Origin of the sequence: Hymenobacter sp. UYP22, from assembly GCF_040547285.1 — a bacterium.
Classification (GTDB): Bacteria; Bacteroidota; Bacteroidia; order Cytophagales; family Hymenobacteraceae; genus Hymenobacter.
Window position 1 is genome coordinate 40,348 of record NZ_JBEPPK010000007.1, and the last position, 16,391, is coordinate 56,738.

The 16,391-nt window shown below is 58.7% G+C and carries 12 protein-coding genes; 4 read left to right on the forward strand and 8 right to left on the reverse strand.

Annotation, left to right across the window (positions count from 1 at the left end; translation table 11 throughout):
• Positions 1-53: 53 nt before the first annotated feature.
• Entirely contained in the window at positions 54-1,286 is a 1,233-nt protein-coding gene (chrA, locus tag ABIB60_RS13145) for a chromate efflux transporter (RefSeq protein WP_354580470.1), read from the reverse strand.
• 162 nt (positions 1,287-1,448) lie between these two features.
• Entirely contained in the window at positions 1,449-2,426 is a 978-nt protein-coding gene (locus ABIB60_RS13150) for an isopenicillin N synthase family dioxygenase (protein WP_354580472.1), read from the reverse strand.
• A 435-nt stretch (positions 2,427-2,861) separates the two neighbouring features.
• Between ABIB60_RS13150 and ABIB60_RS13155 the strand changes: the two genes are divergently transcribed.
• A complete protein-coding gene (locus ABIB60_RS13155) occupies positions 2,862-4,907 on the forward strand; it encodes an OmpA family protein (protein ID WP_354580473.1) in 2,046 nt (681 codons plus the stop codon).
• A 171-nt stretch (positions 4,908-5,078) separates the two neighbouring features.
• Here ABIB60_RS13155 and floA read toward each other — a convergent pair whose 3' ends face one another.
• The 3 genes from floA to proS all read right to left on the reverse strand — a co-directional run bounded on the left by floA (position 5,079) and on the right by proS (position 8,283).
• The gene (gene floA, locus ABIB60_RS13160; protein ID WP_315998151.1) at positions 5,079-6,080 is read right to left on the reverse strand and encodes a flotillin-like protein FloA; all 1,002 of its coding nucleotides are present in this window, start codon (positions 6,078-6,080) and stop codon (positions 5,079-5,081) included.
• 59 nt (positions 6,081-6,139) lie between these two features.
• Positions 6,140-6,661 (reverse strand): NfeD family protein, encoded by a 522-nt coding sequence (locus ABIB60_RS13165; RefSeq protein ID WP_502915127.1) that lies wholly within the window; start codon positions 6,659-6,661, stop codon positions 6,140-6,142.
• A 146-nt stretch (positions 6,662-6,807) separates the two neighbouring features.
• A complete protein-coding gene (gene proS / locus ABIB60_RS13170) occupies positions 6,808-8,283 on the reverse strand; it encodes a proline--tRNA ligase (RefSeq protein ID WP_354580475.1) in 1,476 nt (491 codons plus the stop codon).
• Between the two features lie 187 nt (positions 8,284-8,470).
• On the opposite strand from proS, the gene ABIB60_RS13175 reads away from it, so the two are divergent.
• Both ABIB60_RS13175 and ABIB60_RS13180 read left to right on the forward strand, forming a co-directional pair.
• Positions 8,471-9,868 carry a hypothetical protein gene (locus ABIB60_RS13175; protein WP_354580476.1) on the forward strand — a complete coding sequence of 466 codons (1,398 nt, stop codon included), beginning with the start codon at positions 8,471-8,473 and terminating at the stop codon, positions 9,866-9,868.
• A gap of 92 nt (positions 9,869-9,960) precedes the next feature.
• A complete protein-coding gene (locus ABIB60_RS13180; RefSeq protein ID WP_354580478.1) occupies positions 9,961-11,478 on the forward strand; it encodes an OmpP1/FadL family transporter in 1,518 nt (505 codons plus the stop codon).
• 91 nt (positions 11,479-11,569) lie between these two features.
• Here the strand turns inward: ABIB60_RS13180 and ABIB60_RS13185 are convergent, their stop codons facing one another.
• Complete coding sequence (locus tag ABIB60_RS13185; RefSeq protein ID WP_354580480.1) at positions 11,570-12,511, reverse strand: hypothetical protein; 942 nt, start codon at positions 12,509-12,511, stop codon at positions 11,570-11,572.
• Positions 12,512-12,704: 193 nt separating this feature from the next.
• On the opposite strand from ABIB60_RS13185, the gene ABIB60_RS13190 reads away from it, so the two are divergent.
• Positions 12,705-14,915, forward strand: a complete 2,211-nt coding sequence (locus tag ABIB60_RS13190) for a S9 family peptidase (protein WP_354580482.1) — start codon at positions 12,705-12,707, stop codon at positions 14,913-14,915.
• 145 nt (positions 14,916-15,060) lie between these two features.
• Here the strand turns inward: ABIB60_RS13190 and ABIB60_RS13195 are convergent, their stop codons facing one another.
• Together ABIB60_RS13195 and ABIB60_RS13200 are read right to left on the reverse strand one after the other, a co-directional pair.
• On the reverse strand, positions 15,061-15,303 hold the full coding sequence (locus ABIB60_RS13195; RefSeq protein ID WP_354580483.1) for a hypothetical protein: 243 nt from the start codon (positions 15,301-15,303) through the stop codon (positions 15,061-15,063).
• Between the two features lie 116 nt (positions 15,304-15,419).
• Entirely contained in the window at positions 15,420-16,340 is a 921-nt protein-coding gene (locus tag ABIB60_RS13200; protein ID WP_354580484.1) for a pirin family protein, read from the reverse strand.
• Between the last annotated feature and the right edge of the window lie 51 nt (positions 16,341-16,391).

Below are 16,391 nucleotides of genomic sequence, written 5' to 3' on the forward strand. Positions count from 1 at the left end.
CTGGTTGGTGCACATAGCACGGCCAGCGCATCCGGCTCCCCTCTTTTAGCTGCTTACCAAATAAGCCCTGCTACCAGTGCCGCCCCCACGATAAGATAGGACGGTACTTTTTCCCACAGCAACAGCAGAAAGGTAGCAGCAATAAGGGCCAGGTTGATAGGGTGGTCGGGGAGGGGGTGGTAGAGCAGAAACGTAGCGGCGCACACCAGTCCGGCCGATACGGCGTTGATGCCTTCCAACGACGCCTTTATCACGCGGTAGCGCTTGAGTTGGTCCCAGAACCGGATCAGAAAGAAGATAAGCAGAGTGCCGGGCATAAAGATGCCAACTGCTCCCACCAAAGCCCCCAACAACTGCCCATCAAGGCCGCTACCCTCCCGGCGCATAGCCAGGGCACCAATGTAGGAGGCAAACGAGAAATTAGGCCCTGGCAGAGCTTGCACCATTCCTAGGCCCGAGAGAAACTCCTCGGGAGAGAGGTAGTGTTTAAACTCCACAAACTCGGTGTAGAATAGTGGTGCCAATACCTGCCCGCCCCCAAATACGAGGCTCCCGTTGCGGTAGAAGTTCTCGAACAGGCGCACCGGCAGCCACTGCGTGTACTGACCCAGCACGGCGGCTCCCACAAAAACACCCAGCCACAGCAGAAAATTGGGCCACTCAATACGCAAGGGTATCTTGGTTTCCTGGGGTAACTTCCGGTACCGGAAAGTAGTGAGCAGCCCCCCGGCCAGCAGCAAAATGGGCATCAGCCAGGGCACCTGAAACCGGTAGACCAGCATAGCCGCTATAACCATCAGGGCCACTGAGGTTTTGGTGTGAATAACTTTCTCGGCAATTTTGTAAGCGGAGTAAGCCACAAACCCCACTGCCACTGGCTGCACGTACTGCACCAGCCGGGCCACCTGCTCCTTATCCAAGTAGCTGATGGTAAGCCCGGCGCAGGTCATGATGCATACGGCGGGCAGCATCCAGACCAGCAGCGTAAGGTAAGCCAGGTTGGGTCCGCCCAACCGGAAACCAATGGCCGTAATGGTTTGGGTGGAGGTCGGGCCGGGCAAAATCTGACACAAAGCCGTTAACTCCAGCAACTCGGCGGCCGTGAGGTAGCGGCGCTTGTCAACCAGCAGGCGCAGCATCATGGCAAGGTGCGCCTGCGGGCCCCCGAAGGCACTCAGCCCCAAGGCCGCCACATCTTTCAGGAAAATGAGGTTTCGGCCCCGCTTTACCTGTTTGGCACGGCGGGGCAGAGGAGCCAGTTGTATGTCTTCTTGCGGCGAAACCACAGGGTAAGAGAAAGAAGGCGGAAACAGTACCGGACAAGATAACAAGTTGCCTGCTCATCAACTTGGCTGATGCCACTGCGAAACGTATGTAGCCAATAGTGCAGGCACAAAAAAGGCCCGCTTCCGAAGGGAAGCGGGCCTTTTTTGTGGCAGAAAGACAACCTATTTCTTCTTAAGGCCCAACTCAATCAGGCGCTCATTCAGGAACTCGCCGGCCGTAATATCAGCCTCTTTCTTAGGGTTTTCGGGAGTTACACAGTTCTCCAGGGCAGCCAGGCTCATTTCGGAGCGGGGGTGCATAAAGAACGGCACGGAGAAGCGCGAGGAGTTCATTTTCTCGCGGGGTGGGTTAACCACGCGGTGAATGGTGCTTTTCAGTACGCCGTTGGTCAGGCGCTGCAGCATGTCGCCCACGTTCACCACAATCTGGTCGGGCAGGGCGGTAATCGGAATCCACTGGTCGTCGCGGCGCTTCACTTGCAGGCCATCGGCCGAGGCTCCCATCAGCAGCGTGATGAGGTTGATGTCGCCGTGCTCGGCGGCGCGTACGGCATCGGTCGGTACCGCGTCGGGGTTCTCAATGGGGAAGTAGTGAATAGGGCGCAGAATGCTGTTGCCGTTGCGCACCTTATCATCAAAGTAATTTTCCGGCAGTTTCAGGTACAGCGCAATGGCGCGCAGCACATCTTTGCCAGCGGCTTCCAGCGTGCGGTAGGTTGTAAAGGTGCTTTTGTGAAAGCCCTCCACTTCCTGTGGCCAGATGTTGGCGGGGTACTCTTTGCCGATGGGGTCGGTCTGGTCTTCTACTTCCTGGCCCACGTGGTAGAACTCCTTCAGGTCGCCGGTATTGCGGCCTTTGGCGTGCTCCTTGCCTTTGCTTACGTACCCGCGCTGGCCAGCCAGTTCCGGCTTTTCGTATTGCTGCTTCACGTCGTCGGGCAGCGAGAAGAACGACTTTACGTCGGCGTAGAGAGCTTGAGTCTGCTCGTCGGTGAGGCCGTGGTTTTTGAGGGCCACGAAACCAATGTTCTGGTAAGCTTCGCCGAGTTGTTGAACAAAACGGGCTTTGCGCTCGGGGTCACCGGAGCGGAAATCAGCCAAGTCAAGCGAGGGAATTTCGTCTAGCAGCTTCTCTTCCATGGTGTGGGAAAAATAGTGTACTTAAGGGGAACGGTACGTACCCCGCAAGGTACGACAAATGCCTGGATTGATGAACAGCAGTTCTGGATTCACTCTGCTGGTAATAACCCAAACCGGGTAGGCAAAATGCAACTTTTGTTCCTGGGTGACGTCTGTACGGCCGCGCCCAACAGATTTGTACCAGATGAAGGCTACCGGCGGTTGCTTACACTGAGAGCAGCTGCTGGCAGTTCCGAGCCAGAACACAATCTATGTAGTAACTTGGTTCCGAATTCTTATGTGCCTCCTGCGCTCTGTAAAGGCATTTGCCGAGGACCGGGGACAAGTAGCGAAACTTCCGGCCGGGCTGCGACGTCTTCAGGGTTGAAGACGAGTGCGCGGCACTGCTCATCTGGGGACTGCCTCACCAGAAGCATTTGATTTGACCTTGAACGTATGACTCTTACAAAATTACTATTGTCGGCGGGGCTGCTGTTGGGGGCAGGCGGTGCAGCACAGGCACAGCACGCCGTATGGGCTTCCAAAGTGGTAGCGGTTTCATCCCAAAAGGCTGAGGGAAAGGAGGCATTTTCGCCGGAAAAGGTACTAGGCGAGCCCAATGCCACCCCACTGGGCCAAGCGCACAATGAAGCCTGGATTCCGAAGAAGGAAGGCAGCAACGAGTTCATAGAAGTGCGGTTTGGCAAGTCGCTGGTAGCCAAGCAAGTGACGGTGGTGGAAAACTTTAACCCGGGAGCCATTACCAAGATTGAGCTGGTGGATACCCGGGGGCAAAAGCACCAAGTGTACTCTAACGACAGCCCGGGCCCTTTGCCAGAGCAATACCGCACGCTGCAGGTGACCTTTTCGCCGGCTACGTACCGCACTATAGGGGTAGTGGTTAGCCTAAACACCAAGGCCGTAAATGGTGTCAATCAGATTGACGCTATTGGGGTGGCCGATGTGGCGGAGACGATGGTGAAGAAGGAATTCCGAAACGAGCAGAGCGGAGTGAGCTTCGACTCCTCTATGGTGAACCTAGGACCCACCGTCAACTCCAAATTTGTGGATACGCACCCGGTTATTTCGCCGGATGGTCGCACCCTGTTTTTTGCTCGCCAGGAAAACCCCCAGAACGTAGGCGGAGCCAAAGATGTGCAGGACGTGTGGTACAGCAACCTCACCAACGTCGACAAAAAGCTGTGGGGCACGGCCAAGAATATCGGCAGCCCCATCAACACCCCCCGCGACCCCAACGGGGTGGCTTCGGTGTCGGCCAACGGCCAGCAGCTGCTGCTGATTGGCGTGTACCAGCCCGATGGCTCAATGGTGCCCAAAGGCCCCAGCGTGAGCCGCCGCACACCCACTGGCTGGACCAAGCCGGAGAAGGTAGAAATTGAGGATTACTACAACGACGACCCGGAAAACGTTGACTTTTTCCTGGCTACCTCGGGCAAAGTGATGCTTATGGCCGTGGACCGCAAGGATGGCCAGGGAGAGCAGGATTTGTACGTGAGCTTTCTGAAAGCCGACGGCAAGACGTGGACCAAGCCCCGCAACCTGGGTGCTACCGTCAATACCAAGAAACCCGAGTTTGCGCCTTTTCTGGCCTCCGACGGTAAAACCCTGTATTTCGCTTCGGAAGGGCACGGGGGTTACGGCAAAAGTGACCTGTTCTATAGCAAGCGGCTGGACGATACCTGGACCAATTGGAGCAAGCCTCGCAACTTGGGAGCCAGCGTAAACTCCCCCGATTTTGATGCCTACTATACCGTTTCGGCGGCCGGGGAAGATGCTTACCTGGTATCGGCGCGCAAAGGCATTGATGGCTCCAAGGACATTTTCCGCATCAGCCTGAAGCCCACGTTCCGGCCCGAAATTGTGACGCTGGTGCGGGGCAAAGTACTGGATGCTTCCACCAAGAAACCAGTAGCCGCTACCATCCGCTACGAAAACCTGCTGACTGGGGAGGAAATTGGCGTAGCGGAAACCAGCCCCCTCGATGGTTCCTACACCATAGTGCTGCCCTCCGGGGCGCATTATGGCTACCGGGCCGAGGCCAAGGACTACCTGGCAGAATCGGACAACCTGGACGTAACGGACCGGCAGAAATACTCCGAAATCAACCAGGATTTGTACCTGGTACCGTTTGCGGTGGGCCAGAGCATCAAGCTGAATAACATCTTCTTTGCCCAAAGTAAGTATTACCTGCGCGAGAATTCTTACCCAGAGTTGCTGCGCTTAGTGCGTATCCTGAAAGATTACCCGCAGGTAGAAATTAAGCTGGAAGGCCACACCGATAATCAGGGTGACCCGCAGCTAAACGTGAAGCTGAGCCTGGACCGCGTAAACGAGGTGAAGAAATACCTAGTGCAGAAGGGCATCAGTGGCAACCGCATTACCACCGAAGGCTATGGGGGCAGCAAACCGGTGGCCAGCAACGACCAAGAGGAAACCCGCAAACTTAACCGCCGCGTAGAGTTCCGGATTACGAAAAAGTAGGAGCTTGATGCGGAAAATGTGGAAAATGTGGTCAGGAATGTGGAGAATGTGAAAATGTCATAGCACAAAGGGCCGGTTTCTGTTTGAAACCGGCCCTTTGCTTTGCTAGGCGACAATGTGGGCAACTCTACTCATACCTCACATTTTCCATATTCGACACATTCTGCACATTTAACTCATCCGGCCTTCGTCGCGGCCGGGTTTGGTGCTGCTGTTCTGACCGCTGGGGTTGGCAATGGAGTCGCGCATATCAGTATCGGCCTGCACGTTGCGCATTTTGTAGTAATCCATCACCCCCAGGTTGCCGGAGCGGAAAGCATCGGCAATGGCTTTCGGAATTTCGGCTTCGGCTTGCACCACCTGAGCTTTGGCTTCCTGGGTTTTGGCGCGGTTTTCCTGCTCAATAGCCACTGCCATAGCGCGGCGCTCCTCGGCCTTGGCTTCGGCAACCTTGAGGTCGGCGGTGGCCTGGTCGATTTGCAGCTTAGCCCCGATGTTCTCGCCAATATCCACGTCGGCAATATCAATGCTCAGAATCTCGAAAGCCGTACCAGCATCCAACCCTTTGCTGAGCACCAGTTTGGAAATCTTATCGGGGTTTTCCAGCACCTCCTTGTGGGAGCGGGACGAGCCGATGCTGGTCACAATGCCCTCACCCACGCGGGCCAGAATGGTTTCCTCGCCGGCCCCGCCCACCAGCTGCGTGATGTTGGCGCGCACCGTAATCCGAGCCTTGGCAATAAGCTGAATCCCGTCCTGGGCCACAGCCGCCACGTTGGGCGTGTTGATGACTTTGGGGTTTACCGAGGTGGTTACGGCCTCAAATACGTCGCGCCCGGCTAGGTCAATAGCCGTAGCCTGCTTGAAGCTGAGCGGGATATTGGCTTTGTCGGCGGAAATCAGGGCCTTGATAACGCTGGGGATATTGCCGCCGGCCAGGTAGTGGGTTTCCAGGTCGTTGGCGGTTAACTCAAGGCCGGCCTTGGTGCTAGTAATGAGGGAGTTGACGATAAGGGAAGGTGGTACCTTACGTACCCGCATGAATGCCAGTTGGAACAGGCTCACCTTCACCCCCGAAAACAATGCCGTAATCCAGAGGCTGATGGGGAAGAAGTAAAGGAAAACCAGCAGCGCAATGCCACCCACAATGAGCGGAAACAGTGGAAAATCCATGCGGGAAGAAAAAAAGGTGGAAGAAGGAATGGAAAGGCCGGCCGAGGGCTGTTGAGCTGCTAGGCCACAAGCTCCACCACAATGCGGTTGTGCTCAATGCCCAGTACCCGCACTTCGGAGCCCGCCGGCACAAACTCGCCGCGGGTGGTTACCTCGCGCCGGTCATCCTGGAACAGCACCGTACCAGCCGGGCGCAATGCCGAGAGGGTGCGGCCCACGGCACCGGGTAGCACATCGGGGTGGCGGACATCGTGCACTTTGGTGTGGTTTACCTGGGTTAGGGCTACTCTGTTCAGGTTTTTGGGCCGCAGCCCCCAGTACACCAGCGCACCAGTAATAGCTAAGGAGCCTACCAGCAGTATGTGCCCGGTGCTACTGCCCAGGTCGCGGTAGCCAAACCAGATGCCGGCTGCCAGTAGCCCAAAGCCTACCAACCCTACCACCGTGGTGCCCGGAATGAAAATGACTTCGGCCGCCAGAAAAACCAACCCGAAGAATAACAGCAAAGCAATGGTAAGCCAGTCCATAGCAGGAATAGTTTGGTTGCGGAAAAGATACACAAACCCCGCGCATCTATGCACCAGAAGGCAGTAGCTCGTCGGGAGCCCGCCCGTTCAGGCTGCCAGGCCGTGCTCCAAAAAAAGCGGGAGCTGCCGAATGGCAACTCCCGCCGGAGGGTGGATTGCACTGCGCATGTGCAGTCCGGAGTATTCAGTCAATTCTAGGCCTAATATGCCTTGGCGAAGTGGGCCCGTCGTTTAGAGGGGCGGCCGGTTATAATGCACACGCCTTCCTCCTCGGGCTCGGCCAGGGCCAGGCAACGGATGGTGGCTTTGGTTTCCTCCTTGATGCGCTCCTCCGTTTCGGAGGTGCCATCGTAGTGGGCCAGTACGAAACCACCCTTGCCTTCCAGTACCTGCTTGAACTCCTCGTAGCTCTCCACGCGGGTGGTGTGGGTTTCGCGGTAGCTCTGGGCGCGTTGGTAGATGTTCTTCTGAATGTCCTGCAGCAGCTGGTCCACGCTGTTCACGATGTCCGTGAGGGGCAGGGTCAGTTTCTCCTTGGTGTCGCGGCGGGCTACTTCCAGGGTGCCGTTTTCCAGGTCGCGCATGCCCACGGCAATACGCACGGGCACACCTTTCAGCTCCCACTCGGCAAACTTGAAGCCGGGGCGCTCGGTGTCCCTGTCATCAATCTTCACCGAAATGCCCCGCTCAATCAGGCCCATCTGCATGGGGCGGATGCGCTCCAGTAGCTCGTCCAGCTGGCCGGTTTTGTAGATGGGTACGATGACCACCTGAATGGGTGCCAGTTTGGGCGGTAGCACCAGGCCTTCATCATCCGAGTGCGCCATAACCAGAGCGCCCATCAAGCGGGTGCTCACGCCCCAGCTGGTGCCCCATACGTGCTCTAGCTGGCCCTGCTTGTTGGCAAACTGCACATCAAACGCCTTGGCAAAGTTCTGGCCCAGGAAGTGGGAGGTGCCGGCCTGCAGAGCTTTCCCATCCTGCATCAGACCTTCAATGCAATAGGTTTCCACGGCCCCGGCAAACCGCTCATTTTCGGTTTTCACGCCTTTCACTACGGGCAGGGCCATCCACTCCTCGGCAAATTGGGCGTACACCTCCAGCATCTGGCGGGTTTCGGCCAGGGCTTCCTCGGCGGTGGCGTGGGCCGTGTGGCCTTCCTGCCACAGGAACTCGGCCGTGCGCAGAAACAGGCGGGTGCGCATTTCCCAACGCACTACGTTGGCCCACTGGTTGATGAGCAGGGGCAGGTCACGGTAGCTCTGAATCCAGCCTTTGTAGGTACTCCAGATGATGGCCTCCGAGGTGGGGCGCACAATCAGCTCCTCTTCCAGCTTGGCGTTGGGGTCTACGCGTAGCTTACCGGGCTTGTCAGGGTCGGTTTGGAGGCGGTAGTGGGTAACCACGGCGCATTCCTTGGCAAAGCCCTCGGCATTTTTTTCCTCGGCTTCAAATAGGCTTTTGGGCACAAACAGCGGGAAATAGGCGTTCTGATGGCCCGTGCGCTTGAACATGTCGTCGAGGGTGCGCTGCATTTTCTCCCAGATGGCGTAGCCGTAGGGCTTAATCACCATGCAGCCCCGCACCGACGAGTTTTCGGCCAGGCCGGCGCGCTTCACCAACTCATTGTACCACAAAGAGTAATCTTCGGTGCGTTTGGGCAAACTTTTGCTCATATCTTGAGGTATTGTAGAAGTAGTGAAAAAGTTCCTGTTTCTGGTACAAGATTTGACGTAGAAAAAGGGCACCGTTTCGGCCCCAAATTACGTTATTAAATCTGGAGGACTAGGCCCTGACGGACTGTGCATTGTTGGCCCTCACTCGCTCTTCCTATTTCTGATACAACTTTACGCGTAAGCAGCCATGAAAAAGATCCTTTCACCTTTATTGCCCGCCCTGGCCCTGCTTACACTGGGAGGCTGTGCAAGCTCCTCCTACCTCGCTACCACTGAAAACGACGGGATGTACTATTCCTCGTCGGACCGGGTAACTGTCCCCGCCCAGGCGGCTACGGCGGCCGCTCCGGCCTCGGAAGAAGCCACAACTGCCGAACCCGGCGACGTGGCCAACCCCGACTACGATGGTACCGTTGGCCGCAGCTCAGCTACGGGCTCAGCGGAGTATTACGATGACGACTATTACTATGCCTCGCGGCTGCGGCGCTTCCATAGCCCGTACCGGGGCATTGGCATGGGCTATTACGATTTTGCCTACACCGACCCGTACTGGTACGGTGGTGGTGCTGCTTATTCGCCCTGGGGCTACGGCTACAACGGGCTATATGACCCCTTCTTCAGCCCCTGGGGCTACGGCAGCATAAATATCAACATCGGCTTCGGCCGGCCCTGGTACCGCCCCTGGCGCGGGGGCTACGGCTATAGCCCCTACGATTATGGCTTTGGCAGTCCCTGGGGTGGCTATGGCTTTGGCAGCCCCTGGGGCGGCTACGGTGGTGGCTACTACCCCGGCTTGTATGGCGGTGGCTACGGGGGCGGCTTCTACGGAGGCGGTGGTTATTACGGCGGCAATGGCTGGGGTAACTATTACGAACGGCCGGGTCAGCGCGCCACCTACGGGCCCCGGCGCGACCGGGCTACGGATGGGCAGCGCTTAGCGGCTCCGAATACTAACGTACCAGCCAGCTCTGGCCGCGGCCGGGTGCAGGAGGGTGGTTTCACGGGAGGCGGCACACCCGGCAGCATAACCAGCGGCGTAGCCGGCCGGCCTGAGGGCGGTGGCCGCCGCCGGGTGCAGGAAATAACCGACACGAACACGCCGCCGGTAGCCTCTCCGCAGCCATCCACCCGGCGGGTACGGGAGGCGCAGGTGTCGCAGGCGGAGCAGGTGCCACTACCATCTCCGCAAACCGAGCAGATACCGGGTGGCCGTCGCTGGCGGACGCTTGATAACACCACTAACGGTACGGTATCCAACCCTAACGGTGTAGGTACCCAATCATCGCCTGGTGAGCAAACCCGTCGTCGCCGGGTAGAGTGGAATCCGGCTGGTACTGCGGGCTCGGAGCAGCAACCGGCACAGCCGCGTGTAGCCGACCAACCCCGCCGTCAGCGCCTCTACGACCAGTCGTCGCAGCCGAGCCAGCCCCGCCGGACGTACTCTGAGCCTGCCCGCACGTATGAGCAGCCTTCCCGGTCATACGAGCCTAGCCGCTCGTACTCTGAGCCCTCCCGTAGCAGCAGCAGCGGTAACTCGGGTGGCGGTGGCTCTGATGGGGGTGGCCGCCGGGGCCGGGTACAGTAAGCCCCTAACGCTTCCGGTTCGTATACCAAACCAAGGTAATTATCTGGGAGATGCCCGGCAGTGTGTCGGGCATCCCTTCCTTCTCCTTTCCTATGAAAACGCTGAAATTCGGCTTAGCCGTGGCCTTAATGGGCTCGGCCAGCCACGCTTTTGCCCAATATAACACCGATGCTCTGCGGTTTTCCCAGACTCAGCCCACCGGCACGGCCCGTACGCTGGGCCTGGGGGGCGCCTCGGCCGCCGTGGGCGGCGACTTCGGGGCCGCCACAATAAATCCGGCGGGCCTTGGTATGTTCCAACGCTCGGAGTTTACCTTTTCGCCGGGTCTTAGCAACCTGAGCGCCGATAGTCGGGCATTTGGCACCACCACCTCCGATTCGCGCAGTAACCTGCACATTGGCAGCATAGGGCTCGTATTCGCCAACCGCCGCCCCGATGATGATACTGCGCCCTGGCGCTCGGGGGCATTTTCCTTTGGCTTTACCCGCATTGGCGACTACAACTCCAATTTCCGCTACCAGGGGCGGCCTCAACTCGAGCAGGATATCTTTCAGCGGCTGAGTGAGGACCGTGGGGCCGCGCTGGATGACCTGGCGTACGATACCTACCTGACCGACAGCCTGAATGCCAATAACGGTACTACCGGCCGGCTGGTGAAACGCGGAATATCGGGCCCCTTCAACGACACCGGGCAACTGGATCAGGCCGAAACGGTGCGGACGACTGGCTCCCAGAATCAGTACGACTTCGCCTACGGGGCCAGCTACATGGACAAGATCTACATCGGGGGCGGGATTGGCATTGTAACCTCGCGCTATACTTCCGAGAACACCATCACCGCTTCCGATACGGAGCCGGTAAGTAATGCGGCGGGTACTTCCTTTGCCTCCCTGACCCAGCGCGACTTCCTGGAGACGAAGGGAACTGGCTTTAACGCCCGTGTAGGCATTATTTACAAGCCCGTAGATGCACTGCGCATCGGGGCCTCCGTGCAAACTCCTACGTATCATCAGTTTACCGAAACGTACAGCTCCTCGCTGAGTGCCCGGTTTGATAAGCCGGTGCAGGTTGGCTCCCAGAGCTTCAGCTCGGCCAATTCGTCCCTCGACCCCAATATCTTCGACTACGCCGTGACTACGCCGTTTCGGGCAACGGGCGGGGTGGCGGCCGTAATTGCGAAGTATGGTTTCCTGAGCGGCGACGTGGAGTACGTGAATTATGCCAGCGCCAACCTCAGCAACTACAATAATGAGGGGGTAACCGGCAACTTCGACTTCGGGCCCGACAATGATGCCATTGACAACCTGTACAGAAGCACCGTAAACCTGCGGGTTGGCGGAGAGGTGCGCGCCGATATCTTCCGGGTGCGGGCTGGTTTTGCCCGGTATGGTAGCCCATACCAAAGCTCGGCAGTAGACCAAGCCCGAACATTTTATACGGGTGGCGTAGGCTTGCGTCAGAAAAACTTCTTCCTGGATGCAGCCGGCGTATATAGCAGCGGCACCCGCCTGTACTCGCCCTACTCCCTGCGGAACGCGGCCGATACGCCCGTGGTAGAGGTAGACAACAAACGCTTTACTACCACGCTCACCGCTGGCTTCATGTTCTAGCCGTGTAAAGCAGTACCTGCCCCACACCACAACGGCCGAACCTGCGTACTGCGGGTTCGGCCGTTGTCATGCGGGAGGGTGGCCGCAGCGGCTACCTGCTCATGCGCACCTCTAGCACCAACGTGCGGATACCGGTGGTGATGATATCCTGTACCGAAAGCAGGCCGTAGCGGTTGTCGGGGGTACGGAAGGCAATAACCTGCCCTTTGGTGAGGGCACCAGTGCGGGTGCGGATAGGAAACGGAGTGCTCTGGTACAGGTTATAAATGTCAGTGAAGGCCTGGGTGGTGGAGTAATTGGCCAGGGCCGAAGCGGCTAGCGGCGTAGGACGGATTTCGGTGGCCCGGCCGACCCAGGGCAGTTTCAGGCCGGCATCGGTGGCCACGGCCAGGCCCGGGTTTACGGTAGTGGAGCCAGGCACGTACACCAAGTCAATCAACTGCTGATTCTCGGGCAGGCGGCGCAGGGAAAAGCTGGGTAGGGCCAGGCCTTCGCGCAGGGCCAAGAAGCTGCGCCGCCCGAACGCGCCGGGGTCTTGCAGGGGTACCGTGTAGGTATGGAAAGCTGCCGCCGAATCGGGGCGGCCCAGGCGCAGGTAAAAGCTGCGGGTGCCGGTGTTGCCGTTGGCGTCGGTGAAGGTGTATTCCCAGGTTTCTTTGCCGGCCGTGGTACGGGTGGGCTGCACACTCTGGAAGGCAAACTCCGGGGCGTTGGCAATCAGCGTGTCCAGGTACACCAGCCGGGAGGCTAGGGAGTCATTCTCGCTGTACCCAGTGAAATAGGTGATGGGGCGCGCCCGCGGCAGGTAGTTGGCTTCAATAAGCAGCCGGGTCAGGGGGACGTTGTCCTCAGCCTCCGCGTACACCCGCACCGCAATAGTATCACCGTCGTTGGTGATGCGGCGGGACGCGGGGTTGAAGCGGGAGCTACCCACAAAGTTCACGCGGGGACCGGGCTCCAGCGCCGGTTCGCAGGCAGTGAAAATGGCCGCCGCGCCCAGAAGCAGCAGGAAAGACGAAGAGAGAAAACGCATAGCGGGATAAAGGTCGGGATTTGGCGGCTATCCGGTAGCAGTAGCCCGGAATATACGCCCTGGGGCGCGTTTTAGTATGAGTCACTCCGCCGCAGCTATTCCCAGGGCCGGGTTTTGCGGGAGCCGTGCAACCTTGCCCCTGGCATTGGCTACCTTAACGCCGGATTCCCGCCGACATTTCATTTTTCCCCGCATGCGTTTACGTTCCCTGGGCCTGGCCCTATTCCTGACCACCGCCAGCCCTGTTCTATTGCCCGGTTCTGCCCCGGTAGCTGTTGCCCAACAAAAGCAGAATATTACCCTCGAAGACATCTGGCAGAAGGGTACCTTCTCGGCCCGCTCGGTGCCCGGCTTCAACTGGATGAAGGACGGCCGCTTCTACTCCTCCCTGAGCAAGGGTGATTTGGTGCAGAACGACGTAACCACCGGCCAGCTCGTGCAAACCCTGGTGGCGGCCCAGGACCTGAAGCTAGCCGGCCAGACCCAGCCGTTGCAGGTGGATGGCTACAGCTTCAATGCCGATGAAACCAACATCCTGTTCAGCACCGATACCGAGCCGATTTACCGCCGCAGCAGCAAGTCGTTCTTCTTCGTGTATGACCGGGCCAGCAAGAAGCTCACGCCCCTGAGCGCCGGCGGCAAGCAACTGTACGCCACTTTCTCGCCCGATGGCAAGCGCGTGGCCTTCGTGCGCGACAACAATCTGTACGTGACCGACCTGGCCACCATGCAGGAAACCGCCGTGACGACGGACGGCGCCCTTAACCGCATCATCAACGGGGGTACCGATTGGGTGTACGAGGAGGAGTTCTCCTTCGCCCAGGGCTTCCAATGGTCGCCCGACTCGCGCTACGTGGCCTACTACACATTCGATGAAAGCCAGGTGCCCGAGTACAACATGCAGGAGTGGGGCCCGCTCTACCCCAAAGACTACCGCTACAAGTACCCCAAGGCGGGCGAGAAAAACTCTATCGTCAGCATTTCGGCCTACGACGTGGCCGCTGGCAAAACGGCCAAGATGGATGTAGGCACCGAAACCGACCAGTACATCCCTCGTATCCTCTGGACCCAGACGCCCGACCTGCTCAGCATTCAGCGCCTCAACCGTTTGCAGAACAAGCTGGAAATTCTGCACGCCAACGCCAAAACCGGCCAGAGCAGCGTAGTTCTTACGGATACCGACAAGGCCTACGTGGACATCACCGACGACGTGCGCTACCTGGCCGGGGGCAAGGAGTTCCTGTTCAGCAGCGAGAAGGATGGCTACCGCCACCTCTACCTCTATGATATGAAGGGCAAGCCAGTACGCCAGATTACCAAGGGCAACTGGGAAATTACCGAAATCAACGGCTTCGACGAGAAGAAAGGCTTGGTGTACTTCACCAGCACCGAAGGCTCGGCCCTGCAGCGCCACCTCTACCGCATCGACCTGAAAGGCAAGGGCAAAACCCGCCTCAGCGAAGCCGGCCGCGGCACTGACGTGGTGAACCTCAGCCCCGACACCCGCTACTTCCTCAACTACCACTCCGAAGCCGGCGTGCCGGCCGTGGTGAGCCTGCGCAGCGGGCAGGATGGCAAGCTGGTGAAAGTGCTGGAAGACAACGCGAAGCTGCGCGAGAAGCTAAGCCAATACAACCTGGCCACGCCCGAGTTCTTCACCTTCAAAACCAGTGAAGGCGTGGAGCTGAACGGCCAGATGCTGAAGCCCACCAATTTCGACGCCACCAAAAAATATCCCGTGCTCATGCACGTGTACGGCGGCCCCGGCTCCCAAACCAACGCCGACTCCTGGGGCGGCACCAACTACCTATGGCACCAGATGCTGGCCGAAAACGGCTACATCGTGGTGATTGTGGACGGGCGCGGCACCGGGGCCCGGGGCGCGGCCTTCAAGAAGGTCACCTACGCTAACCTGGGCAAGCTGGAAACCATCGACCAGGGCGAGGGGGCCAAGTACCTGGCCACGCTGCCCTACGTGGATAAAAGCCGCATCGGCATCTGGGGCTGGAGCTTCGGCGGCTACATGACCACCCTGGCCCTCACCAAAAACGCCGATCTGTTCAAGATGGGCATTGCCGTGGCCCCCGTTACCAACTGGCGCTACTACGACACCGTGTACACCGAGCGGTTCCTGAAAACGCCCCAGGAAAACCCCCAGGGCTACGACGACAACTCGCCTGTGCAGCACGCCGATAAGCTCAAAGGCAAGCTCCTGCTAGTGCATGGCACCGGCGACGATAACGTGCATTTTCAGAACTCCATTGCCTTCGTGGATGCCATGGTGAAGAACAACAAGGACTTCCAGACCCTATACTACCCCAACCGCAACCACGGCATCTACGGCGGCAACACCCGCCTGCACCTCTACCGCCAGATGACGGATTTCGTGCTGAAAAACCTGTAACTACCGTTGTCATTCCGAGCGAAGCGAGGAATCTGGGTTACTCCTCGGATGATCAGCTCAGATTCCTCACTTCGCTCGGAATGACAAGTACCCATACTGTTGCAAAAAAGCCCCTCACGTGAGGGGCTTTTTTGTTCCCAGCGAACTATTGCAGTAGTTCCGGGTGGCCAGCCAACTCAAGTGCGGATTGAGGGGTGATGGACGTGATTTGCAGACCGAGCAGCTGCGGACTGCGGAATTGCTCGTAGAGGTCAGCAAACAACTCACTTAACTCTGTGGTGGTAGTGCGCACTTGCTGCTTGCACTGCGAAGTACCAACTACTTGTCCGTATTCCAGCTGTGCCAAAGTCAGGCGGCAGCATACTGTGTACTCCAGCGTGTTTTTCATAGCAGTAAGGCAGAAAGGCGGGCGCGTGAACAGACTGTAAAGCTAAATATTTTAGTTTAAATATCTAATATTATTAGGGTTGATTTTCGGTGTGAAATGATGGGCTGGCAAAGCTCCTACGACAATGCCTGCGGGGGCGGGGAGCCGGTGCCGGCGGGGCGGGTTTTGTCCTGGGGAAGAGGTACGAACTCCTGGTTATCAGTGGGCGGGAGCAGGATGCGGCCGGCCTGCCAGTCGGCTTTAGCCTGCTCGATGCGCTCCTTCCTCGACGACACGAAGTTCCACCAGATAAACCGCTCCCCCAGCGGCTCCCCACCCAGCAGCATGAGCGTGGTAGCTTCCTGGGCCACTAACACCGGGTCGAGGCCGGACGTGAATACCAGCAGCTGGCCGGGGCCGTACGTGCGGCCGTTTACTTCCAGGCGGCCTTTGGCTACGTAGGCACCCCGCTCGGGGTAGCCGCGGGGCAGGCCAAACCGGGCGCCCGGCTGCAGTACCACGTGCAGGTAAAACAGCGGGGAGTGAGTTTTGACGTTGTTCTGCAGCCCGAAGGCGTCGCCGGCAATCAGGCGCAGCCACACGCTAGGCTCCGAAAAAACAGGCAGCTCATGGGGAGCATAGTTGTCGAAGGTTGGGGCCGTTTCCTCGTCGGCTTCGGGCAGGGCCACCCAGGTCTGCAGCATTTCCAGCTGCCCCCCGGCCAGCGTGGCGGGGTCTTCGAACCGCTCGGAGTGGGCAATGCCGCTGCCGGCCGTCATCCAGTTTACCTCGCCCGGCCGGATAATCTGCTCCACGCCCAGACTATCCCGGTGCGTAACCTGCCCGCCAAATAAGTAGCTGACGGTGCTCAGGCCGATGTGGGGGTGGGGCAGCACATCCAGGGTGGGCAACAGCTCCGGGGTCAGGTGCACAGGGCCGGCGTGGTCCATGAAAATAAACGGGCCCAGCATGCGGCGGAGGCGGTAGGGCAGAATGCGCTTCACCTCAAACCCCGGACTCAGGGCAGCGGGGCGGGCATCAATTACAAGGTCGAGCATGAGCAGTACGGCTAGGAAGGATAGCCCGCAAATTGGAAAAAAGAAAAGTAA

What these genes read in the sequence shown, in the direction of transcription:
- ABIB60_RS13150 (WP_354580472.1), bottom strand. Translation starts at nt 2,426, where the DNA reads ATGGAAGAGAAGCTGCTAGACGAAATTCCCTCGCTTGACTTGGCTGAT.
- ABIB60_RS13155 (WP_354580473.1), top strand. Translation starts at nt 2,862, where the DNA reads ATGACTCTTACAAAATTACTATTGTCGGCGGGGCTGCTGTTGGGGGCA.
- floA (WP_315998151.1), bottom strand. Translation starts at nt 6,080, where the DNA reads ATGGATTTTCCACTGTTTCCGCTCATTGTGGGTGGCATTGCGCTGCTG.
- proS (WP_354580475.1), bottom strand. Translation starts at nt 8,283, where the DNA reads ATGAGCAAAAGTTTGCCCAAACGCACCGAAGATTACTCTTTGTGGTAC.
- ABIB60_RS13175 (WP_354580476.1), top strand. Translation starts at nt 8,471, where the DNA reads ATGAAAAAGATCCTTTCACCTTTATTGCCCGCCCTGGCCCTGCTTACA.
- ABIB60_RS13180 (WP_354580478.1), top strand. Translation starts at nt 9,961, where the DNA reads ATGAAAACGCTGAAATTCGGCTTAGCCGTGGCCTTAATGGGCTCGGCC.
- ABIB60_RS13185 (WP_354580480.1), bottom strand. Translation starts at nt 12,511, where the DNA reads ATGCGTTTTCTCTCTTCGTCTTTCCTGCTGCTTCTGGGCGCGGCGGCC.
- ABIB60_RS13190 (WP_354580482.1), top strand. Translation starts at nt 12,705, where the DNA reads ATGCGTTTACGTTCCCTGGGCCTGGCCCTATTCCTGACCACCGCCAGC.
- ABIB60_RS13195 (WP_354580483.1), bottom strand. Translation starts at nt 15,303, where the DNA reads ATGAAAAACACGCTGGAGTACACAGTATGCTGCCGCCTGACTTTGGCA.
- ABIB60_RS13200 (WP_354580484.1), bottom strand. Translation starts at nt 16,340, where the DNA reads ATGCTCGACCTTGTAATTGATGCCCGCCCCGCTGCCCTGAGTCCGGGG.